At 48.7% G+C, this 23857-nt stretch carries 18 protein-coding genes and 3 pseudogenes; 18 read left to right on the top strand and 3 right to left on the bottom strand.

Annotated elements, in window-relative coordinates:
* The first annotated feature begins 48 nt into the window (after window positions 1-48).
* From DXA97_RS01040 to DXA97_RS00995, 8 genes and pseudogenes are all read left to right on the top strand, one after another.
* Entirely contained in the window at window positions 49-378 is a 330-nt protein-coding gene (locus DXA97_RS01040) for a DUF1292 domain-containing protein (RefSeq protein WP_118541399.1), read from the top strand.
* A gap of 235 nt (window positions 379-613) precedes the next feature.
* Entirely contained in the window at window positions 614-1126 is a 513-nt protein-coding gene (locus DXA97_RS01035) for a hypothetical protein (protein WP_118718366.1), read from the top strand.
* 98 nt (window positions 1127-1224) lie between these two features.
* Entirely contained in the window at window positions 1225-1617 is a 393-nt protein-coding gene (locus DXA97_RS01025) for a hypothetical protein (RefSeq protein ID WP_118708332.1), read from the top strand.
* Between the two features lie 363 nt (window positions 1618-1980).
* Entirely contained in the window at window positions 1981-3066 is a 1086-nt protein-coding gene (leuB, locus tag DXA97_RS01015; protein WP_118718258.1) for a 3-isopropylmalate dehydrogenase, read from the top strand.
* A gap of 82 nt (window positions 3067-3148) precedes the next feature.
* Window positions 3149-4810 carry a dihydroxy-acid dehydratase gene (ilvD, locus tag DXA97_RS01010; protein WP_118718257.1) on the top strand — a complete coding sequence of 554 codons (1662 nt, stop codon included), beginning with the start codon at window positions 3149-3151 and terminating at the stop codon, window positions 4808-4810.
* Between the two features lie 42 nt (window positions 4811-4852).
* Complete coding sequence (gene ilvB / locus DXA97_RS01005) at window positions 4853-6559, top strand: biosynthetic-type acetolactate synthase large subunit (protein ID WP_118718256.1); 1707 nt, start codon at window positions 4853-4855, stop codon at window positions 6557-6559.
* Window positions 6560-6818: 259 nt separating this feature from the next.
* Window positions 6819-7903, top strand: a pseudogene (gene serC / locus DXA97_RS01000) (3-phosphoserine/phosphohydroxythreonine transaminase).
* Window positions 7900-9060, top strand: coding sequence for a phosphoglycerate dehydrogenase (locus DXA97_RS00995; RefSeq protein WP_118718255.1), 1161 nt, complete (start codon window positions 7900-7902; stop codon window positions 9058-9060). Before serC ends, DXA97_RS00995 begins: the two are co-directional and overlap by 4 nt.
* 86 nt (window positions 9061-9146) lie before the next feature.
* On the opposite strand, the gene DXA97_RS00990 is transcribed toward DXA97_RS00995, so the two are convergent.
* Window positions 9147-10028 carry a S8 family peptidase gene (locus tag DXA97_RS00990; RefSeq protein ID WP_118718254.1) on the bottom strand — a complete coding sequence of 294 codons (882 nt, stop codon included), beginning with the start codon at window positions 10026-10028 and terminating at the stop codon, window positions 9147-9149.
* Between the two features lie 549 nt (window positions 10029-10577).
* Between DXA97_RS00990 and recA the strand changes: the two genes are divergently transcribed.
* From recA to DXA97_RS00965, 6 genes and pseudogenes are all read left to right on the top strand, one after another.
* Window positions 10578-11666 (top strand): recombinase RecA, encoded by a 1089-nt coding sequence (gene recA / locus DXA97_RS00985; RefSeq protein WP_118718253.1) that lies wholly within the window; start codon window positions 10578-10580, stop codon window positions 11664-11666.
* A 4-nt stretch (window positions 11667-11670) separates the two neighbouring features.
* A complete protein-coding gene (locus DXA97_RS00980; protein WP_118718252.1) occupies window positions 11671-12285 on the top strand; it encodes a regulatory protein RecX in 615 nt (204 codons plus the stop codon).
* A 114-nt stretch (window positions 12286-12399) separates the two neighbouring features.
* A pseudogene (rny, locus tag DXA97_RS00975) lies at window positions 12400-13942 on the top strand (ribonuclease Y).
* Between the two features lie 517 nt (window positions 13943-14459).
* The gene (locus DXA97_RS20570) at window positions 14460-14951 is read left to right on the top strand and encodes a DUF819 family protein (RefSeq protein ID WP_243107496.1); all 492 of its coding nucleotides are present in this window, start codon (window positions 14460-14462) and stop codon (window positions 14949-14951) included.
* Window positions 14951-15634 carry a DUF819 family protein gene (locus DXA97_RS20565; RefSeq protein WP_243107495.1) on the top strand — a complete coding sequence of 228 codons (684 nt, stop codon included), beginning with the start codon at window positions 14951-14953 and terminating at the stop codon, window positions 15632-15634. The genes DXA97_RS20570 and DXA97_RS20565 overlap by 1 nt, the downstream gene beginning before the upstream one ends.
* Before the next feature lie 287 nt (window positions 15635-15921).
* The gene (locus tag DXA97_RS00965) at window positions 15922-16908 is read left to right on the top strand and encodes a hypothetical protein (RefSeq protein WP_147353347.1); all 987 of its coding nucleotides are present in this window, start codon (window positions 15922-15924) and stop codon (window positions 16906-16908) included.
* A gap of 78 nt (window positions 16909-16986) precedes the next feature.
* Here DXA97_RS00965 and DXA97_RS20560 read toward each other — a convergent pair.
* A pseudogene (locus tag DXA97_RS20560) lies at window positions 16987-17565 on the bottom strand (M23 family metallopeptidase); the annotation flags it as partial.
* A gap of 845 nt (window positions 17566-18410) precedes the next feature.
* Window positions 18411-19217: an MBL fold metallo-hydrolase gene (locus DXA97_RS00955; protein ID WP_118718250.1), complete on the bottom strand. Its 807-nt coding sequence runs from the start codon at window positions 19215-19217 to the stop codon at window positions 18411-18413.
* Window positions 19218-19373: 156 nt separating this feature from the next.
* On the opposite strand from DXA97_RS00955, the gene DXA97_RS00950 reads away from it, so the two are divergent.
* The 4 genes from DXA97_RS00950 to DXA97_RS00935 all read left to right on the top strand — a co-directional run bounded on the left by DXA97_RS00950 (window position 19374) and on the right by DXA97_RS00935 (window position 23679).
* Window positions 19374-19874, top strand: coding sequence for a DUF1700 domain-containing protein (locus DXA97_RS00950; RefSeq protein ID WP_182436762.1), 501 nt, complete (start codon window positions 19374-19376; stop codon window positions 19872-19874).
* 350 nt (window positions 19875-20224) lie between these two features.
* Window positions 20225-20839 carry a C40 family peptidase gene (locus DXA97_RS00945; RefSeq protein ID WP_118718248.1) on the top strand — a complete coding sequence of 205 codons (615 nt, stop codon included), beginning with the start codon at window positions 20225-20227 and terminating at the stop codon, window positions 20837-20839.
* Window positions 20840-21261: 422 nt separating this feature from the next.
* Window positions 21262-21555, top strand: a complete 294-nt coding sequence (locus tag DXA97_RS00940; RefSeq protein ID WP_118718247.1) for a hypothetical protein — start codon at window positions 21262-21264, stop codon at window positions 21553-21555.
* Window positions 21556-21876: 321 nt separating this feature from the next.
* The gene (locus tag DXA97_RS00935) at window positions 21877-23679 is read left to right on the top strand and encodes an alpha/beta hydrolase (protein WP_118718246.1); all 1803 of its coding nucleotides are present in this window, start codon (window positions 21877-21879) and stop codon (window positions 23677-23679) included.
* The last annotated feature ends 178 nt before the right edge of the window (window positions 23680-23857 follow it).

Here is a 23857-nt window from a genome sequence, read left to right as displayed (position 1 = left end):
AATGAACTGGCAACGTATTGGCAAGAAAAATCAGCGAGGTACATTTTTATGGCAAAGAACCAGAACGAAGAGATGGATTTAGAGCAGGAGGAGATGACTGTAACCCTCACCTTAGATGATGGCAGCGAAGTAGAGTGTGTTGTGCTCACCATCTTTGAGGCAGGCGACCGTGACTATATCGCACTGCTCCCGACCGAGGGCGCAGAGGCAGAAGAGGGCGAGGTATACTTATACCGTTATGAGGAAGATGAAGACGGTAATCCGAGCCTGGATAACATCGAGGATGACGACGAGTATGAAGTTGTAGCAGATGCTTTCGACGAGCTGCTGGATGACCAGGAGTTCGACGAGATCGTAGGCGAGGATGAACTCGACTAAACATAATAATATCGCACGATAACAAACGAGGGGCGAAAGTTCCCGCAGCCGCCATACATGGCGGCTGCGGGAACTTTCGTCCCTTTGATGTTTACTGTGCAATATTGCAATATCGCGAATTGAAAGAAAATCGTCAGATTATTGCAATTCAAATGCGTTGACAAATACCAGTAGAAAAAGGTATCATAAGCTATAGCAATTAGGGTGTTATGACTGGAAAAGGAGATCGATCGTTATGAGAAAAAATATGTTTAAGGTTATGGCGCTGAGCCTGGCTATGGCTACATTATCCAGCACGGCAGCATTTGCAGCAGGCTGGGGCAAGGTTGGCAGTGAGTGGTATTATTACCAGGAGGACGGAACCGTGGCAAGAAATACCTGGATCAATACACTGGTCAGCAACGATGAGTCCGGAGAATTGAGCTACCAGGTTGGCAGCAAGGATTTCGTGACCGAGGAGGGCAAGAGCATTGCCGCTTCCTACTGGGTACAGGGCAATGGTGTTATGGCAACCGGATGCTGGGTAGCGGACGGCGACACCTGGTACCGGGTAGATAACAAGGGCATGATCATGAAAGACCAGGTTTACACCGAGAACAAGGATATGTATTACCTCGATGCCGATGGAAAAATGCTGACCAATGGCTGGTATCAGAACGAGGAAGGCAAGTGGTACTACATGGGTGAGGATGGCAAGCAGTCAAGAATGGCTGGAAGACCATCGACGATGCAGAGTATTACTTCTTAAAGAGCGGTACCATGGCAACGGACGTGAACATTCCGGGCGGCGGACACGTTGGTGCGGATGGCAAGCGCGACCGCTAAGGAAAGGATGGATGCAGGACGATGACAACGTTTATGAAAAAAGCAGCAGTGCTTTGCATGGCAGCAGTGCTGGCATTGTCTTCTGCATTCTGCAGCTTTGCGGAGAACGGCTGGAAACGCAGCGGAAGTGTATGGAATTATTACTATTCCAACGGGAAGATGGCAAAAAACACCTGGATCAAGAATGGCGATGTGCTCTTCTGGATCGAGGAAGATGGCACCATGGCTACCTCCAAGTGGCATGAACAGGATCATATCTGGTACTATCTGGATGCCAGCGGTGCCGCCGTAACCGGCTGGAAAGAGATTGATGACAAGTGGTATTACTTCCGGGAAGACCATGCCATGGCAACGGATGAGACCATTGGAAGCTATTATGTTGGCAAGGACGGAGCCTGGGACAGCCGCAAATGACCGAATGAGGGACAGATGGCAATGACTGCGGGGATGCAAAATCCACAAAACATGTTTTGCCATGTTTGGCAGTCGGAAATATCTGAAAAAGTACTGGAATCGCCGGAGGGGATATGCCTTCCGGCGATATTTTTTACCTTTCTGATAACTGCAAGTTATGAAGACAATTCCTATCTCGTATGGATTTTTCTGTATAAATTCCAGTGTATCAGTTGAAAAATGACAATAAATGCGTTAATATGGGAAGAAATACGTTCCTTTTTGTTCTATAGAATCATTGCCTGAGAAATGAAAAGCTTTGAACAGGAACGAAAATACCACCGATCAAGAAAAAGGGAATGGATCAGAAAGAGGTAAGACATCATGAATTGTAATATCGTAACGATCCCTGGAGATGGAATCGGACCGGAGATTGTGCGCGAGGCGTGCAAAGTCCTTGATAAAGTAGGAGAGGTATACGGACATACTTTCCAGTACACAAAAATCCTGATGGGCGGCTGCTCCATCGACGAATACGGAGTTCCGTTAACCGATGAGGCACTGGAGACCGCAAAGAAGAGCGATGCAGTTTTACTTGGCGCTGTGGGCGGCAATGTAGGAAATTCAAAATGGTACGACGTGGCACCGAACTTAAGACCTGAGGCGGGGCTGCTGGCAATCCGCAAAGGTCTTAATTTATTTGCGAATCTGCGTCCGGCTTACCTTTACAATGAGCTGGCAGATGCATGCCCGTTAAAGAAAGAGAACATCGGCGACGGTTTTGACATGATCATCGTCCGTGAACTGACCGGTGGTCTGTATTTCGGTGAGCGTCATACTGAGGAAGTAAACGGTGTGATGCAGGCAACCGATACCCTGACCTACAACGAAAACGAGATCCGCCGGATTGCCATCAAGGCATTTGACATCGCCATGAAGAGAAGAAAACACGTCATCAGCGTGGATAAGGCAAACGTGCTGGATTCTTCCAGACTCTGGAGAAAGGTAGTCGAGGAAGTTGCCAAGGATTACCCGGAAGTAAAGCTGGAGCATATGCTGGTCGATAACTGTGCTATGCAGCTTGTTATGAACCCGGCTCAGTTCGATGTGGTCCTGACGGAGAATATGTTTGGTGACATCCTTTCGGATGAGGCCAGCATGATCACCGGTTCCATCGGTATGCTGTCTTCTGCAAGCCTAAACGAGACCAAGTTCGGTATGTATGAGCCGAGCCACGGTTCCGCACCGGATATCGCAGGCAAAGACCTGGCAAACCCGATCGCAACCATTCTTTCCGCAGCGATGATGCTTCGTTATTCTTTCGATATGGATAAAGAAGCCGATGCGATCGAGGCAGCTGTGCAGCAGGTACTGACCGACGGTTACCGCACCGGAGATATTTACAGCGAAGGCTGCAAGAAAGTCGGAACCACCCAGATGGGCGATCTGATCGCAGCACGCATCCATTAATTTTCAGAATAAACAGTATAGAATTGACAGGCTGGTGTCCGCGTATGCGGATACCGGCATTCACATGAGGAGGAGTCAGAATATGAGAAGTGATAATGCAAAAGCAGGAATGCAGCAGGCACCGGCCCGCTCCCTGTTCCGTGCACTGGGATTGACCGATGAAGAGATGGAGCGCCCGTTAGTCGGTATTGTAAGCTCCTACAATGAGATCGTTCCGGGACATATGAACCTGGACAAGATCGTGGACGCAGTAAAGCAGGGCGTTGCCATGGCAGGCGGTACCCCGATCGTGTTCCCGGCCATTGCAGTGTGCGACGGTATCGCCATGGGCCATGTGGGAATGAAGTATTCTCTGGTAACCCGTGACCTGATCGCTGACTCTACCGAGTGCATGGCTATGGCACATCAGTTTGACGCACTGGTCATGGTTCCGAACTGTGACAAGAACGTTCCGGGACTTTTAATGGCAGCAGCCCGCTTAAACATCCCTACCGTGTTCGTCAGCGGCGGCCCGATGTTAGCCGGTCACGTAAAAGGTGAGAAGCGCAGCCTTTCCAGTATGTTTGAGGCAGTAGGCTCCTATGCAGCAGGCCTTATGACTGAGGAAGATGTGAAAGAGTTCGAGTGTAAGGTTTGTCCGACCTGTGGCTCCTGCTCCGGTATGTATACCGCAAACAGTATGAACTGCCTGACCGAGGTTCTTGGTATGGGCTTAAAGGGCAACGGTACCATTCCGGCTGTTTATTCCGAGCGTCTGGTTCTTGCAAAGCATGCAGGTATGGCCGTTATGGATATGTTAAAGAAGAACATCCGTCCGAGAGATATCATGACTGAGGCTGCATTCCGCAATGCCCTGACCATGGATATGGCTCTTGGATGCAGCACCAACAGTATGCTGCATCTGCCGGCGATCGCGCATGAGGCAGGCGTTGAGTTAAACGTAGACATCGCAAATGAGATCAGCGCGAAGACTCCGAACCTGTGCCACTTAGCACCGGCCGGACATACTTACATGGAAGATTTAAACGAGGCAGGCGGTATCTACGCAGTGATGAACGAGATCAGTAAGTTAGGTCTCTTAAATCTGGACTGCATGACCGTAACCGGTAAGACCGTCGGCGAGAACATCAAAGACTGTGTCAACAAGAATCCGGAGATCATCCGTCCGGTTGACAACCCATATTCCAAGACCGGCGGTATCGCAGTGCTCCGCGGTAACCTGGCACCGGATTCCTGCGTGGTAAAACGTTCCGCAGTTGCACCGGAGATGCTGGTGCATGAGGGACCGGCCCGCGTCTTCGACAGCGAGGATGAGGCGATCGCAGCCATCAAGGGCGGCAAGATCGTAGCAGGCGATGTTGTAGTCATTCGTTATGAGGGACCGAAGGGCGGCCCGGGCATGAGAGAGATGTTAAACCCGACCTCCGCTATCGTTGGTATGGGCCTTGGCTCTACCGTAGCCCTGATCACCGACGGACGTTTTAGTGGAGCTTCCCGTGGCGCTTCCATCGGACATGTAAGCCCGGAGGCAGCAGCAGGCGGCCCGATCGGATTGGTAGAAGAGGGCGATATCATTTCCATCGATATCAATGCCAACACCATCAACATGAAGGTTTCCGATGAAGAACTGGCAAGACGCCGTGCAAACTGGACTCCGAAGACCAAAGAGGTGACCGGTTACTTAAAGCGTTACGCAGCATTGGTAACCAGCGCAGACAAGGGCGCTATCTTAAAAGGAAACTAATTCATGTAACCCGTACCAGAGATAGATAAGGAGTGTTTTCACATGGCGGAGACCAGAGTACTTAATGGATCAGAAATCCTAATCGAATGTTTAAAAGAACAGGGTGTAAAGACCGTGTTCGGTTATCCGGGAGGAGCCATTTTAAATATCTACGATGCGCTTTACAAGCATCAGGATGAGATTACCCACATCCTGACCTCCCACGAGCAGGGCGCATCCCATGCGGCAGACGGTTATGCGAGAGCCACCGGAAAGGTCGGTGTATGCCTGGCCACTTCCGGTCCGGGTGCGACCAACCTGGTAACCGGTATCGCGACCGCATTTATGGATTCCATCCCGATGATAGCGATCACCTGTAACGTAGGCGTGAGCCTGCTTGGCCGCGACAGCTTCCAGGAGATCGACATCACCGGTGTGACCATGCCGATCACCAAATACAATTTCATTGTAAAAGATATTACAAAGCTGGCAGATACCGTCCGCCGCGCATTTACCATTGCGCAGAGCGGAAGACCCGGCCCGGTCCTCATCGATATCACAAAAGATGTAACTGCGGCAGAGTATGAGTATACGCCGCAGGATCCGGCACCGATTGAGCGTCAGACCGATACTATCCGTGAGGAAGACATCGAGACTGCACTGGAGATGATCCGCAACAGCAAGAAGCCGTTTATTTTCGTAGGCGGCGGTGCCGTGCTTTCCGGTGCATCCGACGAGTTAAAGGTGCTGGCGCACAAGATCCAGGCACCAGTTGCCGATTCCCTGATGGGCAAAGGCGCATTTGACGGAACCGATGAGCTTTACACCGGCATGGTAGGTATGCATGGAACCAAGACTTCCAACTTCGGCATCAGCGAGTGCGATCTGCTGATCGTGGCAGGTGCCCGCTTCAGTGACCGTGTGACCGGAAATGCTTCGAAGTTCGCAAAGAACGCAAAAATCCTTCAGATCGATGTCGATCCGGCTGAGATCAATAAAAACATCCACACCAGCGCAAGCATCATCGGCGATTTAAAGGTTGTCCTGCGCAAGCTGAATGCCCGTCTGGACCCGATGAACCATGAGGAGTGGATCCAGCACGTAGAGCGGATGAAAGACATGTACCCGCTCCGCTACGATAAGACCCAGCTTACCGGCCCGTTTATCATGGAGACGATTGATGAGCTGACCAAAGGCGATGCTATCATCTGTACCGAGGTTGGCCAGCACCAGATGTGGGCTGCCCAGTACTACAAATACAGAAAGCCGAGAACCTTTCTCACTTCCGGCGGTCTTGGCACCATGGGCTACGGCCTCGGTGCTTCCATCGGAGCGAAGATGGCCTGCGGCGATATGGGACATCCGGATACCCCGGTGTTCAACATTGCCGGAGACGGCTGCTTCCGCATGAACATGAATGAGATCGCTACAGCGACCCGCTACAATATCCCGGTCATCCAGGTTGTGGTAAACAACCATGTACTTGGAATGGTGCGCCAGTGGCAGAACCTGTTCTACGGAAAGCGCTATTCACATACCGTATTAAATGACGCAGTTGATTTTGTGAAGCTGGCTGAAGCCATGGGAGCAAAAGCCTACCGCGTGACCAGACAGGAAGATTTGAAGCCGGTCCTGGAAGAGGCCATTGCATTGAATGCACCGGTACTGATCGAGTGCCAGATCAACTGCGATGATAAGGTTTACCCGATGGTATCCCCGGGTGCCCCGATCCAGGATGCATTCGATGATACCGATCTGAAGATCAAATAACTGGAAACGTATCAAACAGTTATATAATTGAATAACAGGATGACTTAGAGAACAGAGAAAAGGTTATCTTTATATTTTGTCCGTAACGATTCGGGACAGGTGTTTTTTGCATACCTCTGTTCCGGATCGTTATTATATATTGATACCAAGGAGATAAAGGTCAGAAATCCGGAGCAGGCTTGCCTGCAGGAGGAGTTTTGAACCTGGTCAAATGGTATCGAAAAAATAAATGGAATATGAAAAGAAGGAGGAAGAAACAATGGGAAGAGTCTACAATTTCTCAGCAGGACCGGCCGTATTACCGGAGGAAGTCCTGAAGGAAGCCGCAGAAGAAATGCTTGATTACAGAGGCACCGGAATGTCAGTGATGGAGATGAGCCATCGATCTAAAGCCTTTGAGACCATCATCGAAGAAGCGGAGCAGGACCTTCGGGATCTGATGAACATTCCGGATAACTACAAAGTGCTGTTCTTGCAGGGAGGCGCCCATCTGCAGTTCTCCGCCATTCCGCAGAACCTGATGAAAAACGGCGTAGCGATTATATCATCACCGGTCAGTGGGCGAAGAAGGCATTCAAAGAAGCGCAGAAATACGGAAAGGCAGTGGCTGTTGCATCAAGTGAAGACAAGACCTTCAGCTACATTCCGAACTGCTCTGACTTGCCGATCGACGATGATGCGGACTATGTTTACATCTGCGAGAATAACACGATCTATGGCACCAAATACAAAACTCTGCCGAACACAAAGGGAAAAACGCTGGTGGCTGATATCTCTTCCTGCTTCCTTTCCGAGCCGGTAGATGTAACCAAGTACGGCCTGCTTTACGGCGGAGCCCAGAAAAATGTCGGACCGGCCGGTGTTGTGATCGTGATCATCCGCGAGGACCTGATCACGGAGGATGTCCTTGCCGGAACCCCGACCATCTGCCAGTACAAGGTGCAGGCAGACGCGAAATCCCTTTACAATACCCCGCCATGCTACGGCATCTACATCTGCGGCAAGGTATTTAAGTGGTTAAAGAAGCGCGGCGGCCTGGAGGCAATGAAAGAGTATAACGAGAAAAAGGCAAAGATCCTCTACGATTTCCTGGATCAGAGCAAGCTGTTCCATGGAACGGTTGCCAAGGAAGACCGCTCCTTAATGAATGTTCCGTTCGTTACCGGCGACAAGGACCTGGATGCAGAATTTGTAAAAGAAGCAACGGCCGCAGGATTTGTAAACTTAAAGGGACACAGAACCGTAGGCGGCATGCGTGCCAGCATCTACAATGCCATGCCGATGGAAGGTGTAGAGAAGCTGGTAGAGTTCATGAAAAAGTTTGAGGAGGCGCATCAGGCATGAGAAAGATCCATTGCATCAACGCCATTTCCAAATATGGCACAGACCAGTTTACGCAGGAGTATCAGCTGACCGATGAGGTAAATGAGGCAGAGGGTATTCTGGTCCGCAGCGCATCCCTTCATGAAATGCAGTTTTCTGACTCCCTGCTTGCTATTGCACGTGCAGGCGCAGGTGTGAATAACATTCCGTTAGAGGCCTGTGCACAGGAGGGCATTGTGGTGTTTAATACCCCGGGTGCCAATGCGAACGGCGTAAAAGAGCTGGTATTGGCAGGACTGTTTTTGGCATCTCGTGACATTGTGGGCGGCATCGAGTGGTGCAAAGCCAACAAAGAGGATGCAAACATTGCCAAATCGGCTGAGAAAGCGAAAAAAGCTTTTGCAGGCTGTGAGATCAAGGGCAAAAAGCTGGGCGTGGTCGGTCTTGGCGCGATCGGTGCCGAGGTTGCAAATACAGCAATCGCCCTGGGCATGGAAGTTTACGGCTATGACCCATACATTTCCGTCAATGCGGCATGGCGTCTTTCCCGTGATGTTAAGCACACCACCAGCTTAGATACCATCTGCCAGGAGTGCGATTACATCACCCTGCATGTCCCGGCTGTGGATTCCACAAAAGGCATGATCAATAAAGATGCACTTGACCAGATGAAAGATGGTGTCGTGATCTTAAACTTTGCCCGTGACATCCTGGTAAATGAGGATGATCTGGCAGAGGCATTGAAGTCAGGCAAAGTCAAAAAATATGTGACCGATTTTGCGAATCCAAAGTCTGTAAATTTGGAGAATACCATTGTGATCCCGCATCTTGGCGCTTCGACTGGGGAGTCCGAGGACAACTGTGCGAAGATGGCTGTTCAGGAGATCATGGATTATATGGAGAACGGCAACATCCGCAATTCCGTGAACTATCCGGCGTGTGATATGGGTGTGAAGAAGACAGCCTGCCGTCTGGCTGTGCTGCATTTAAACATTCCGAACATGATCGGCCAGATCACCGGAGTGCTGGCTGTCGGAAAGATCAACATTTCCGACATGACCAACAAGAGCCGCGATAAGTTCGCATATACGCTGATGGATCTGGAGCATGTGCCGGATGAGACTATGGTGGAGAAGCTCAATGCCATCGAAGGCGTGTGCAGAGTCAGATTGATCTGATGAAGAAAAACGCAGGAATTTCATAGAGACTGCCGGGACAGGGAGGACAGCGCATTAGTGATGTCGGCCTGTTTCCCGTCAGAAAATTAGCGAAGAAGGCTGGGGATATCAAGAAGTCCCCAGCCTTGCTGGTTTCTGGGGAGTCCCAGGTCGACTGCCCGCTCCCGGAGAAAGAGCTTTACATCCCGGTTGGACATTTCCGGGTGCTGCTCTAAGAGGAGGGCAATAGCACCGGAAACATAAGGGGTAGCCATGCTGGTGCCGCTTTTAACGGCATAACCGCCGCCGGGACTGCAGCTTTTGATGGCAGCCCCGGGTGCGACAATGTCCGGCTTGCAGATGCAGGCGCGGGTAGGTCCTCTCCCGGAATAGTCAGACATGCGGTTTCCCATAACGTTGACTTCCTGGTGATCGTCAGAACAGCCAACCGTGATGACCTTGCGGCTGATGCCGGGGGTGGTGATGGTGCCGCTTTTTGGCCCCATATTACCGGCGGCAACGACCACGGTAAAGCCGGAGTCCCAGGCTTCTTCCACACCGCGGACCAGGGCAGAGTTTTCGTTCATGCTCCGGCCAGAAAAGGAGCCGACCGAAACATTGATGATCCGGATATTGTAGCGTTCCCGCTGCTGTATGATGGTATGGAGCCCGGCAAGCACGTCGGAAACATAGCCGCCGCCCCGTTTGTCCAGTACCTTTACAGGGACCAGGTGGCAGCCCGGGGCGATTCCGCAAAAACGCCCGGCGCTTTCTTTTCCGTTCCCGCCGATGATGCCGCAGACATGGGTGCCGTGCCCGTTGTCATCATAGGGGACTCTGCGACGGCGTACCATATCAAAAAACGCAGCGATGCGCGGCTTAAGGTCTTCATGCGGAAAACACCCGGTATCCAGAACTGCTACGCCGATACCGCGCCCGGTAAGGCCGTCCGGGCTGTGTGCAGGGGAAAATGGGGAGGCTGTACTCATGGGGAACCCCGGCATTTTTTTTACTGTTAGGATATTCTGGAGAGAAGGCAGTTGTGCGGCTGCAGACACAGGATGCAGGCAGGAATTTTCTGAACTGGAAAATCCGCACGATAAAGTCCTGTCTGCGGATTTGGCCGATTTAAGAATATCTTCATAATCTATTTAAACATTATACAAACATTTTCGTAAGGCATATGTTATACTAAAGTCAGAAAAAAGATAAACATCTGAACTCCTTAAAACTTTTTTGAAACGGATATGTAAGAAAAACCTGTGCAACCATCACGGCACAGGCTTTTTTCTTTTTATTTCTCGTGTTCTTTTATTTGACATGTACTTTGCGGCATGCTATAGTGAAAGTGCAGTCCAAATGGGCAGTTCTGCCCGTATTTCTAAAAAATTTTAATTCAAAAATTCCCACCCCGAAGAACAATAATTTGTTGACATTTGAAGCAGTTTATACTATGATTATAACATTGGAAAGAACATCTGTTCGCTGCTGGCGCTGGGCCAGTGGGTACGGTGGTTCTACAGTTGGAGGATTATAACATGAATAAAGACGATAAATTAAAAGCATTGGATGCTGCCATTACACAGATTGAGAAGTCTTACGGAAAAGGTTCTATCATGAAGCTGGGAGATTCCGGTGCAAACATGAACATCGAGACCGTCCCGACCGGTTCCATCAGCCTGGATATCGCACTGGGCCTTGGCGGTGTGCCGAAGGGCCGTGTCATCGAGATCTACGGACCGGAGTCCAGTGGTAAAACAACCGTAGCGCTCCATATGGTAGCTGAGGTGCAGAAGCGCGGCGGTATTGCCGGTTTCATCGACGCTGAGCATGCCTTAGACCCGGTATACGCGAAGAACATCGGTGTGGACATCGACAACCTTTACATTTCCCAGCCGGACAACGGCGAGCAGGCGCTGGAGATTACCGAGACCATGGTCCGCTCCGGTGCAGTAGACATTGTCATCGTGGACTCTGTTGCAGCCCTGGTACCAAAGGCCGAGATCGACGGCGAGATGGGTGATTCTCACGTAGGCCTTCAGGCACGTCTTATGTCCCAGGCCTTAAGAAAACTGACCGGTATCATCAGCAAATCCAACTGCTGCGTTATCTTCATCAACCAGCTTCGCGAGAAGGTCGGTGTTATGTTCGGAAACCCGGAGACTACGACCGGTGGCCGTGCACTGAAGTTCTATTCTTCTGTCCGTATGGATGTGCGCCGTGTAGAGTCCATCAAGCAGGGCGGCGAGGTCATCGGTAACCATGTCCGTGTGAAGGTGGTTAAGAACAAGATCGCTCCGCCATTCAAAGAGGCAGAGTTTGACATTATGTTTGGTCAGGGCATTTCCAAAGAAGGCGATATTCTGGACCTTGCAGCCAAGGACGACATCATCGAGAAGAGTGGTGCATGGTATGCTTATGCTGGAGCCAAGATCGGCCAGGGCCGTGAGAATGCCAAGACCTATTTGCGCACACATCCGGCAGTCTGTGCCGAGGTGGAGAGCAAGGTCCGCGAGAAGCATGGCCTTCCGGCGGACGAGACTGTAGCAGCACTGGCTGCAAATGCAGCAGAGGAAGAAGCACAGGACGCAGAAAATACCGGTGCTGAGCTGACAGACGAGGAGTAATTCCATGAAAGTCTGGACCGTACAGGGCAGGGACATGCCGCAAAACAAAAAAACAGATAAGGCAGATGCAGACATCGTCCAGGCGGAAGAAGGCCAGAAGCTTCACGGGCAGTCCTGGAAGACTGCCAAGGCAAAGAAAGGCAGCCAGTCAGGAAGGTTTGCACGTTCAGAAAAAACAGCCCGGGAGTGCGCACTCGCACTCCTGGAGTTTCGTGACCGCACCGAGAGGGAAATGCGCCAGAAGTTAAAAGAACGGGAATATGGCCCGGAAGAGATCGAGGAGACGGTACTCTTTTTAAAGGAGTACCGTTATTTAGACGATGAGGCTTATGCAGGGCGGTATATCCGCTCTTGCGCGTCCCGGAAAAGCCGCCGCCAGATCCGGGCAGATTTAGAGCGCAAGGGAGTTTCGCGGGAGATCATTGACCTCTCTTTCCAGGAGGAGGCGGTGGACGAGGAAAGCCAGATCGAAAAGCTTCTTTTAAAGAAGGGTTATGAGCCGGGAAAGCGCATGGAACCGGCAGATTACCGGAGGCTCATGGGTACTTTGGGACGGCGTGGATTCAGTAGTGAAGCCATCCGCAGGGTCACGGACCGTATGTCTGAAGACGCAGGATAAGGAACGCAACGGACGTGAAGAACTTCCAGAGAGTTATTGACATAATGCACAAAACAGTTTAAAATTGTAGTGTTGTATTGGTGTACAATGAAAACTAAATAAGGAGGTGCTCCTGTGTCAACGATAATAGCAGTTGTAGTTACACTGTGTGTTGTGGCGCCTATTAGCTGGGCTGTTGCGACCGCGCATCGGAAGAATGCTTACGAAAGCAAGATCGGAACCGCGGAAGAAAAAGCCAGGGAAATAATAGATGAAGCGTTAAAGACGGCAGAGACAAAGAAGCGAGAAGCTCTCCTGGAGGCGAAGGAAGAGTCCTTAAAGACTAAGAATGAGCTGGATAAAGAGACAAAGGAAAGAAGAGCTGAACTTCAGCGCTATGAACGACGTGTGCTGAGCAAAGAAGAGAACTTAGACAAAAAAGCAGAGAACATGGAACGGCGGGAAGCCGGACTTGCATCCCGTGAGGAAGCCTTAAACAAGCGTAACAGTGAGGTCGAGGCCCTGTACGAAAAAGGGATACAGGAACTGGAGCGGATTTCCGGTTTAACCTCCGAACAGGCAAAAGAGTATCTGCTCAGATCCGTTGAGGCAGAGGTCAAGCATGACACTGCCAAGATGATCAAAGAGATGGAGAACAAAGCAAAAGAAGAGGCTGACAAAAGGCAAAGGAGTACGTGGTTACTGCAATCCAGCGATGTGCTGCAGACCATGTGGCTGAAACTACCGTGTCTGTGGTACAGCTTCCGAACGATGAGATGAAGGGCCGCATCATTGGACGTGAGGGACGTAATATCCGTACCCTTGAGACCATGACCGGCGTTGAACTGATCATCGACGATACCCCAGAGGCAGTCGTATTGTCCGGATTTGATCCGGTGCGGCGTGAAGTGGCAAGAATTGCCCTGGAGCGACTGATCGTGGATGGACGTATCCATCCGGCGAGAATCGAAGAATGGTAGAAAAAGCGCAGCGTGAGGTAGAAGCAAACATGCGCGAGGATGGTGAGGCTGCAGCCCTTGAGGTTGGCATTCACGGAATCCATCCGGAACTGATCAAACTGCTTGGTAAGATGAAATTCAGAACCAGCTACGGTCAGAATGCGTTAAAGCATTCCATTGAGGTTGCACAGCTGGCAGGTCTTCTGGCCGCTGAGGTCGGAGCAGATGTCCGTCTGGCAAAACGTGCTGGTTTGTTACATGACATTGGAAAATCCATTGACCATGAAGTGGAGGGCTCCCATGTACAGCTTGGTGCAGATCTTTGCAGAAAATACAAAGAGTCTGCTACCGTTATTAACGCAGTAGAGTCCCATCATGGCGATGTTGAACCGCAGGGCCTGATTCCGTGTCTGGTACAGGCTGCAGACACCATTTCCGCAGCAAGACCTGGTGCAAGAAGAGAAACTGTGGAGACATACACCAACAGATTAAAACAGCTTGAAGAGATTACCAACTCCTTTAAGGGAGTAGACAAATCCTTTGCAATCCAGGCTGGCCGTGAGGTTCGTATCATGGTTATCCCGGAGCAGGTAAGTGACGATGACATGGTTCTGATGGCACGTGAGATTTCCAAGCGCATCGAGGATGAGCTGGAATATCCGGGTCAGATCAAGGTTAATGTGATCCGCGAATCCCGTGTGACAGATTACGCAAAATAATCGTTTTTATGCGGACAGCAGTACAGTATAGCAGCAGAAATGAAAGACCGGTATTGAGAAAATGCCGGTCTTTTTTCATTATATACGATATCATGCTCTGCACGCTATTGTGATATAAAAGCTCTATAGCGTTGAATGATATTTATGTCTGAAAATTGACTTTTTTGCTGTCACCCTTTATACTACATAGAAGAAAAGTCAAAATAAGAAACGGCAATGTGAAAGGACATTACACGATTCGAGAAGTCACTTAAGGGTCCAGAACATGATTCTGGACCGTTTTTGTATGATGGGAAATTGCGTCCTGTCATACAAGAACGCGCCAAGGTACATTTTTTTTCAGCTTTTGCGACAATTTTATGGAGAAGGCGGCATACTGCCACGCCATTCTCACATTGTCCTGCGGTTCGTGAAAAGGTATTGAAATGGGGAAGGAGGAAAATTCAACTGCCTGTTTTGACTTGTTCTGAAAAAAATAAAGCCCACCGATATCTGGTGGCGGAATGGAGCATTTCAAATGATTCATGATGGATTTATCTATCTGGCCACTTTAATGCTGCTGGCAGCAATTTTGGTCAATCTTCCTGTGTACCTGCGGGGAAAAGGCGCACAGACTTTTTTTAAATTTGCACCGCCGATCGTTCTGATCTATTTAGGCATGATGCTTTTATGCACTATGAAAGTATGGGATTTGCAGGATACGTCAGCCGTTTATGTAGCAATTAAAAATCCATTACTCTACGCGATGCTGTTTTTAATGCTGTTGCGTTGTGATCTGAAAAAGATTATTAAATTAGGACCGAAAATGCTGATCGGTTTCTTCTCAGCAAGTATTTCAATCGGTGTTGGATTTGTAGTAAGCTATGGTATTTTCCATAAATTACTGGGCCCGGACAGCTGGAAAGCACTTGCAGCACTGTGCGGAAGCTGGTTAGGCGGCGGCAGTAATATGCTGGCGGTTCAGGCAATTCTGGATGTAAGTGAAGAAAGTCTGGCATATGCCTGGTAATGGACTCGGTTTGTGCAGTGATCTATGTTATGTTCCTTCTGTGGGTGATCAATTTCTCTAAGGAATTCAACTCCTGGACAAAGGCAGATGTACGTCTGATCGATGAAGTAGGAGCATCTCTGGAAAAAGAGGCAAGGGAGGACAAGAGACCTCTTGCATGGAAAAACATGCTTCTTTTGATCGGTGTATCCTTTTTTGTATCCTCTCTGTCCAAGGATGCCGGTGTTATGGTTGCTTCCGTTCTGCCTGTTTTTGATAAGGCAACCTGGACGGTCCTTCTCGTAACAGCTGCCGGCCTGATCGCAGCGATGACTCCGTTTGGAAAGATTAAGGGAACGGAAGAGGTTTCCAATATCATTCTTTACATTGTCGTTGCGATGATCGCTTCCAGAGCAGATATCTCTGCTATGGGAAATGCACCGGTATGGCTGGCAGCCGGATTCCTGATCCTGCTGATCCATGTAACGGTTATGGTAATCCTCGCAAAGCTGATCCGGCTGGATATCTTTACCTGTGGCGTTGCTTCGCTGGCGAATATCGGAGGAACTGCGACAGCACCGGTACTTGCAGGTGCATATAGTAACGCACTGGTCCCGATCGGTATTCTGATGGCTCTCCTCGGCAATATTATTGGAACGCCGGGCGGCGCATTTGTAGGATACTTAATGAGCCTGATCGGGTAGAGAACAACAATTGAAACGGGTAACACAAGAGAAACGAAATGAAAGACCGGTATTGAGAAAATGCCGGTCTTTTTTCTTACGTTTTTATGAGAAAACTTACGAATTTGCCAGATAGCTTGACATTGGAAATAGGATGTAATAGAGTGAAACTGTAATAATCCATTTGTAGCTGGAAGAAAAACAGCTAATCCAACTTGATAGAAAATGCTAAAAAACAGCAAGGAACCAATGATAACGGTGAGGGTATCAAAACAGTTGCAAATAAAGATAGAAAGCGAGTGGGGAATATGATGAGTAAAAAGAGATGGATCGGAATGCTTACGATGGCAGCATTGTTCGCCGGACTGATGGCGATGCCGGTTATGGCGGCCAGCAGAAAGAAAATCAAATCGGTAAATATAAAAGTAGAGGCATCGATCACGCCGGAAACCCGGATTGGTTCGGAAGATATCGATGTCGATGTTAAGGACAGCAGTAAGTATTCCTATGATACTTATGAAGTAAATAACAGTGGTTTTGAGTGGGTAGCAACGGATGTTCCGGAAATTACGATTTATCTGCGTGCGGAAGACGGATATTATTTTTCGGTTACAAAACTGAGCGATATTAAACTGGATGGCGCAACTCTGGTAAAAGCATCGAAAGCAGATTCATCGGAAACATTAAAGGTGGTTGTAAAGCTTCCTTCCCTGTCTGAGTATGTAGCAGATTTTTCAGAGGAAGAGACGGTAAATCTGACCAACAATGGTTTTGCAACCTGGAACCCGATTTCTGGTGCAGGAAGCTATGAGGTAATGGTTTACCGCGATGGCAATGCAGTCGGTGTGACTGCCCGTACAACCACAGAAACAAACTATAACCTGAAAAACGAGGTGACCAGGGCAGCCAGCTATCAGGTAAAGGTTCGTCCGGTAAATGGAGAAAATGCTTCCAACAAAGGCAAGTGGGTAGAATCCAACGTGGTTTCCTACAATGCGGACCAGGTTAAGGCAATCCGCGCAGGTGAGGCTGGCGGTCTCCCAGTTTCCGGTGAGTGGAAGAGCGATAACAATGGCTGGTGGTATCAGCACAGCGATGGCACCTACAGCAAGAATGCATGGGAAGAGATTGATGGCAAGTGGTATGTATTCGATGAGAATGGATACATGAGAACCGGCTGGATCGACTGGAATGGTGAACAGTATTATTGTGATAATTCCGGTGCCATGCTGAAAAACACCACGACTCCGGATGGCTATATTCTGGATTACGATGGAAGAATCAAGAGAAACTAATAAAACAGTATACCGTAATCATTTCACACATAGGATTGAAGCTATGTCAGAGGTGGCATATGCGTGACGATTAAGGTATCAGACCCCGCCGGAAACGGCGGGGTCTTTCATGTCCAGCACCCGAGAATATTCCCTGGTTTCCGGATTCTTTACGGTTTCAGACCGGTTCAGCTGCAGAAACTTTACAATCTCATAGCAGTTGATCCAGATTTCATGATTTCCATCCTTCTGGGATTCATCAAAGATCAGCTGCATGCCAAAGTGCAGATGCGGTTCTTCAATGTTGTTGGTGTTTTCCGTGCGGCTGTAGCCGGTGCGGCCCAGATAGCCGATCACATCTCCGGCCTGGACGATGCTTCCCGCTTTTAAGGATTTGTGATAGGGATAGTTCTTTCGCAGGTGCGCATAGTAATAATAGCGTTTTTTATCAAAGCTGCGGATACCGAGCCGCCAGCCGCCATACTGGTTCCAGCCGATGGCTTCCACGTAGCCAGATTCCACGGCAATGATGGGAGTCCCAACCTGCCCCATCATATCATGACCCAAATGCTGGCGTTTGAAACCATAACTGCGTGCAGCACCAAAATCATCGAAATCCTGATAAGGAAAGTTTTTGGCAATGGGAGAAAAGGCTTTGAGGCCGTATTTGCGGACCCAGCGGTAAGCTGGGGTGCGGCTGCCCAAAGCAGAGTTATGGGCAGCATCCGGATCAGCACCGGGAGCCGTACCAGGGCCAGCATCAGAAGCAGAACCAGAAGCAGAACCAGAAGCAGAACCAGAAGCAGAACCAGAAGCAGAATCATCATTGATGTTCTGGGCGACAGGTCCTGTATCTCATAAACACCCACCATCCCGCCCAGAACTGCAGTATAAGCCTCTAAATAATATGCATAGTATTTCATCCCATCGGTCAGAGATGCCATGGTTGCTCCGCTTTTGAGCTTTTCGGCAAGTGTGTCCATGTCGGATGCCTTGTAGCGCGAAAAATCCCCGCCATAGCGTGCGGCAAGATAGGCAAGAAGCTCGATCCAGTTTAAGTGATAATCGGTCGTGTAGCTGTCGACATCCAGACGGAGTGCCTGGCGGAGCGCCTCATTGGTTACAGTAAAGTCGACCCAGTGGATAAAATCTTTTTTTTCGTTATGGGAGGTTGCGCTATCAGAATGTGTACTTACATGGGCAGCAGCAGGGCTGCCTGATTGAAATAGCTGTGCCAGAGGAAGCGGAAACGCGTAAGAGAAAAAAAGCAGGGCTAATGTCAGGATTTCTGCATAAATCAGAAATTGTGTAAAGCGAAAGCATTGTGTGTATAAGAGAAAAAGGACACTGCACTGGGAATGGCGCATGTCCTTTTTGTCTGTCTGTTTTGGATCGTTCATGGCTGAAAACCTCCCATAAAAAGAAATACGGCAGACTGGTAAAGTTCTTTGCCATTTCATTTTATGAGAGGGAGACGGTCGATATGTATTGAGAAAGCTTGTAACTGTCCGGCTTCTTTAGCATTAAGAAAGCGTCAGGATATCGCGGTCCTCCGGAATATAGAGATTGCCGTGGTAATAAGCCTTTCCCTCGGCCATATAAAGCTCTTTCCGTTTTCCGACGGATTTATCTTCGGTATGCCAGAGCACCAGATTCGGGATATGAAGGCTTTCTGCAAGCTCAGCGGCATCCTTGACGGTGCTGTGGTGCTTCTCGTAAGGTTTGAAACGATCGCGCTCATCGTAGAGACAGAACGCTTCGTGAAGCAGCCAGTCGCTGCCTTTGACGTATGGTTCGCAGGCGGCATTATATGGCTCGTCTCCGGCACAGGTCAGTTTCTTGCCGTTTTTTAAGACGGTAGTAAAGCCAAACTGGCGTGCTTTGGTGGAGTGGATATCGAAAAAGGTGACATCGTAATCCAGAATGTGCAGGGTTTCGCTATCGTGAACCGGAATCAAGTGGATGCGGTCACCAATCAGACGGTAGAATTTGTCCTGCAAGGTCAGCTTGCAAAAGGTATCGATGGTGGATACCAGACCGTCGTGACAGTAGATGTTAAAATCACCCTCATATTTGCCGTTTTTCATGCGGGTTGCAATGAAACGTACTAGCCAGATGACGCCAAGAATATGATCAGTATGCTCATGGGTAACAAAGAGATGGTGAATCTGCGGATAATCGATCTTCATATCTTCCAAAATACGGAGAATGCCGTTTCCGCCACCGGCATCGACCATGAAATACTGGTCTTCATCGCGCAGGGCAAAGCAGGTATTGTAATAATGAGTGGCATTTGCATTGCCGGTTCCAAACACATAAAGCTCTTCCATAATTTTTTTCACTCCTTGTAAATAAAAACTAACAAAGTAACAACTTTTCAATTTGTTGTATTTATGGTACTATACTTCTAGGAAAAAAGCAATGTGGCTGCTGCAGAAGCAATACGTGCCTGAGCAGCAATACGAGGGCTTGATAGGAGGAGCATCGTGAGCAAAGAAGAATTTCTCCGGGGACTGGAGAATGCGCTTTCCGGCAATGTACCACCGCAGGTAGTGCGCGACCAGCTCCGTTATTATGATGATTATATCCGTTCTGAGCGCCAAAATGGCCGCACAGAATCGGACATTATGGAAGAGCTTGGTGACCCGCGGCTGATTGCCCGCACGATCATGGACACCACGCCTGGGGCGGCAGAGGGAGAATACGAGGAGTATCATCCGTTTGGCGGATTTACGGGAAATAGTGAAAGAAGCAGACAGGACGAACAACAGCAGACAGCATACGGAACCTATGGCAGCAACGGGAATATTCATTACTATAACCTGAATAAATGGTATTGGAAGCTTCTGGCAGTTGTAATCGTGATTGCGTTTTTTACGCTAGTGCTTACGATCATAGGAGGACTTCTGACTTTGGTAATACCGCTGCTTCCGGTAATCGGAATTGTAATTTTGATCATGTGGCTTGTGCAGGGGCCGCGCCGATAAAACACTGCTGTTCATGCAAGTGTGCCCGGCAGCTTTAGCGCTGCTGTTCATTTTAGTATCTTCTGCAGCACGAAAGTTGCAAATTAAGAACCAGACAGTTCACGTTTTTTGTACGGAACGGTCTGGTTCTTTTGATTTCATAGGAAATTGCGTTCCAAGAAACAAAAATGCTCTGCGAGAATGCATGTTTTTTACATTTATCACAGAAATATGAAGGAAATTATTAAGAAATAGTAAATTCTGCCCAGATTGCTTGACGGAAAAGCGTCACACGTGTATAATCAGTTTGTAACATAGTTAACAATTACGTAATATTTAGAAATAAATCATTCACGATTGGAGAGCGGTTCATGAAGAAAACAGTATTATACATAGCAGCAGTGCTGGCAGTATCAGGCGGTTTAATGTGGCAGAAACCTATGGTTGCACACGCAGAGCCGGAAGTGATCCAGGAAGCTCCGGTTTCTACTGTACTTGAAGTGGCAGCGGAAGAGGATTCCGACGAAGACAACGGACCGGCTCCAGAGATTCAGGCAGCAAAGAAGCTGGAGGAGGAGCTTGCAGCAGCAGAAACAGCTGCAGCAGAGGCAGCAGCCCAGACAGCCAGTGCCCGCCAGAATCTCGTGGACTATGCGCTCCAGTTTGTGGGCGGCCCGTACCGCGCAGGCGGCAATGACCCGCATACCGGTGTTGACTGTTCCGGTTTTGTGCGCTATGTCATGCAGCATGGCGCAGGTATCAGCATGAACCGTTCCTCTGGTTCCCAGGCAACCCAGGGACATGCAGTAAACTCCAGCCAGATGCAGCCGGGCGACCTGTTATTCTATTCCGGTGGTTCAGGCATCAACCATGTAGCTATGTATATCGGCGATGGAAAAATCGTTCATGCCTCCACCTATGCAACCGGCATCAAAATTTCCAAGTGGAATTACCGTAATCCAGTCAAGATTGTAAGCATGTTCTAGCAGATATTGAAGAAACCAGCCGCCACATTCTCGTGGTTTCAGTCGTGGGTTCTTCACGCATGGAATCTGGAACTTGGGAACTTAAAAACGTGTATCCAAAAAACAATCGGACGTTGCTTTTTCCATTGTTTTCCATTATAATGAGGTTGAAGAATGCTGATCCCCTTAATCAGCTTCTTCAACCTTATTAATTATTTATACTCCCTAAGAAAAGCCAGATAGCTCCCCTGTCTGGCTTTTCGCTTTGTGTGCATTCCTGTCTGGTCAGCACGTTGATGTGAAAAGAAAATTCGGAAAAAACAGCTATTGCAGGTGTTTAAAAACTGGAAAAAACCGACAGCTGCGCATCGGTATATTCTCCTTTCAAATTCGCATACTAATCCCGTAACAAATTTGTTAAAGCCAAACAGGAGGTATGCACAATGAGAGATCATTACAGTGATATGGACAACAGCAGAGACTGCCACACTTCCAATTCTATGGATTCTGAGCGGAACAGCAGCCAGAATACCAGCCGCAATTCCAGTCAGAATAAGACCCAGAATACCAGCCGCAATTCCAGTCAGAATAAGACCCAGAACGGCAGCCGTAATTACAGCCAGAATAAGACTCAGAACAGCAGCCGTAATTCCGGTCAGGATAATATGCAGAACAGTACCAAGAACCGGGCACAGAACAGCAGCAGAAGTAATATGGACAACTCTGCAAGAAATTAAGGATATCAAGTTACAATCGGACAACGACTTAGCAAAAGAGGCCGCCTTCTTTATTAGGAAGACGGTCTTTTTATTTTGTAGGAAATTGCATTCTTTCTTTATTCCAACATTATTGCATGGGAAATGTGCATAGATTTCCGATAAAAAATTGTCAAGAATGCTGAAAGTAGGAAATTAGGAGAAAAAATGTGCATCTTGAATTGACGTTAAAAATATAACATGTTATATTTTATAAAACATAACGCGTTATATTTTTAAGGGCAGAAACCGGGTCAAGGATTTCTGTTCAACGATTTTACCAAAGCAGACAAGGAGAAGAAAATGGAAAGAAAAAAGAATAGGGCAGTCTCGTTTTTTGCTGCCTGTATGGCAATTCTGGTCATGTGCTCAGTTCTGGTCTGGGGCTTTCAGACCAGCTGGGGCAATGTAGCGGTCAAACGGCTGAACCTCACCAGTCAGGATGGAACTACTGTAAGTTCCCTTATCTACATACCGAAAAACGCAACCAATGAGACACCGGCTCCGGTAGCAGTCATTTACCATGGACGTTCCAACCATGCCCATTCCAACGATACCTGGAGCATGGAGCTGGCACGCCGCGGTTATGTAGTTTTATCACCGGATTTGCAGGGCGGCGGTGAATCCGACCCGTCTGTAGACCGCAGCATCCAGGCAAAAAGTGTTGCAGAGTACGCAAACAGCCTGCCTTATGTAGAGAAGGATGCGATCAATCTGATCGGTTATTCTGCGGGAACCCAGACAGTTCTTCAGACTTATAAAGCAATGCCGGATCAGATCAAGAGCATCTGTGAGGTATTTGGTCCGTTTATGATCCAGATGGCAGGCGGTATCGATGATGTGGACACGAATTTCTGTCTGATCAAGTCCGACGCAGACCAGTACGACTATTTCTTTATTGGGGATCCGCAGGCTTGTACAGAGTATGTGACAAAAGCAGCTGGTCTTCCGGAGGTTGTTTCCGGAAAAGATTATGACCGGAATGGCAAGCTGTTCCGCTATTCTGAGATCAGCGGAACCCTGCATCAGACTGGAAATATCAGTGGTGAGACGATCCAGGCAATTTTATCCTTCGAATCTACGGTCAATGAAGAACCGGTCAGCCGTCCGGCAGATGATACGGCATGGCTTCCGCAGCAGATCTTTTCTGGAATTGCCTGCGTGACCATGATGTTTTTACTGGCGGCTCTGGTGAACCTGCTGATGCAGAATCCCTTCTTTGCATCAGCAGCGAATCCGGTGCCGGTAAAAGCGCCGAGAAGTGGGGCCAAGGCATGGATTCTGGATGTTCTCTTTGCAGTGATCATCCCGATGATCATTTTTGTTCCGGTGTCTGCTTATGTGATGGTATGGACCGGAGCCGGAACTGTCTGGTCTAAGGTTCTGACATCCGCAAACTTAAATGGTATCATGGGCTGGCTTCTGGTATTGGCAGCGATCGGTATCGTGCGGATGCTTCTGACTGCTTCCAAGCGGAAAAAAGAAGGAAATCCGATGCATCTGTCCGAGTTTGCTCTGGGTGGTGCAGCAGAAAGCAGGATTGACTGGACCAAACCGGCAAAGGGATTCCTTATGGGCTTGATTTGCGTAACCTTTGTGTTTGTATGGCTGGGACTGTTAGAGGGCTTCCTTGGCATCAACTGTCAGGTGTGGAACCTTTCTACTTATTTAAAAATGTGTCCGATGCGGATCTTCCGCGCAATTCCGTATGTGCTGATCATTTTCTTTGTGATGTTCACCGGAAATATGAGTCAGAGAGTGCTGCCTTCCACCGGAAATGAAAAGAAGGATATGTGGATCGCCGTTGCAGTGAATACGGTGATGACGGCGCTTGCATTGTTCTTACTCCTTCTGATCCAGTACGGCGGAAGTATGATGCTTGGAACCGGCCAGACCCTGATTCCGCAGATCGATGTATATGGAACCGGAAAAAATACCAGCTGCGGAGCACTGGACTTTGCCTTTGGTTACTGCTATATGATGGGCGGCACAACCGGAGTTGTAACCTATCTGTACCGTAAATTCGGCAATATCTGGGTAGGTGTGATCCCGGCTGCAATGTTTGCTGGTATGGTGACCTTATCCGGTTTTACTCTGATTGGCTAATGCCACTGCTTTGTTTGCCTCACTGATTCCGTACAGATTGTTCTTTAGGCAGGATATGCATGGCAAAATAGAAATTTCGTTTCTTTTCAAATATAGAAAAATGGATTATAATGTTTTTTACGTAAGCATTCAGTCGTGATATGGTTACGATCTTATCTAGTTTGAGCAGGAGACATGC

This window comes from Clostridium sp. OF09-36, from assembly GCF_003481985.1.
GTDB lineage: Bacteria > Bacillota > Clostridia > Lachnospirales > Lachnospiraceae > Brotaphodocola.
Note: the sequence above shows the minus strand (reverse complement) of the source record. Positions and strands in the feature narration are given on the sequence as shown.

Bases quoted from the DNA above. Each gene is read 5' to 3' on its own strand.
- DXA97_RS00955 (WP_118718250.1), bottom strand. From the start codon at position 19,217: ATGGAAGAGCTTTATGTGTTTGGAACCGGCAATGCAAATGCCACTCAT.
- DXA97_RS01025 (WP_118708332.1), top strand. From the start codon at position 1,225: ATGACAACGTTTATGAAAAAAGCAGCAGTGCTTTGCATGGCAGCAGTG.
- DXA97_RS01040 (WP_118541399.1), top strand. From the start codon at position 49: ATGGCAAAGAACCAGAACGAAGAGATGGATTTAGAGCAGGAGGAGATG.
- DXA97_RS00965 (WP_147353347.1), top strand. From the start codon at position 15,922: ATGATGAGTAAAAAGAGATGGATCGGAATGCTTACGATGGCAGCATTG.
- DXA97_RS00980 (WP_118718252.1), top strand. From the start codon at position 11,671: ATGAAAGTCTGGACCGTACAGGGCAGGGACATGCCGCAAAACAAAAAA.
- recA (WP_118718253.1), top strand. From the start codon at position 10,578: ATGAATAAAGACGATAAATTAAAAGCATTGGATGCTGCCATTACACAG.
- DXA97_RS00945 (WP_118718248.1), top strand. From the start codon at position 20,225: ATGAAGAAAACAGTATTATACATAGCAGCAGTGCTGGCAGTATCAGGC.
- leuB (WP_118718258.1), top strand. From the start codon at position 1,981: ATGAATTGTAATATCGTAACGATCCCTGGAGATGGAATCGGACCGGAG.
- DXA97_RS00990 (WP_118718254.1), bottom strand. From the start codon at position 10,028: ATGAGTACAGCCTCCCCATTTTCCCCTGCACACAGCCCGGACGGCCTT.
- DXA97_RS20570 (WP_243107496.1), top strand. From the start codon at position 14,460: ATGATTCATGATGGATTTATCTATCTGGCCACTTTAATGCTGCTGGCA.
- DXA97_RS20565 (WP_243107495.1), top strand. From the start codon at position 14,951: ATGGACTCGGTTTGTGCAGTGATCTATGTTATGTTCCTTCTGTGGGTG.
- DXA97_RS01035 (WP_118718366.1), top strand. From the start codon at position 614: ATGAGAAAAAATATGTTTAAGGTTATGGCGCTGAGCCTGGCTATGGCT.
- DXA97_RS00995 (WP_118718255.1), top strand. From the start codon at position 7,900: ATGAGAAAGATCCATTGCATCAACGCCATTTCCAAATATGGCACAGAC.
- ilvB (WP_118718256.1), top strand. From the start codon at position 4,853: ATGGCGGAGACCAGAGTACTTAATGGATCAGAAATCCTAATCGAATGT.
- DXA97_RS00940 (WP_118718247.1), top strand. From the start codon at position 21,262: ATGAGAGATCATTACAGTGATATGGACAACAGCAGAGACTGCCACACT.
- ilvD (WP_118718257.1), top strand. From the start codon at position 3,149: ATGAGAAGTGATAATGCAAAAGCAGGAATGCAGCAGGCACCGGCCCGC.
- DXA97_RS00935 (WP_118718246.1), top strand. From the start codon at position 21,877: ATGGAAAGAAAAAAGAATAGGGCAGTCTCGTTTTTTGCTGCCTGTATG.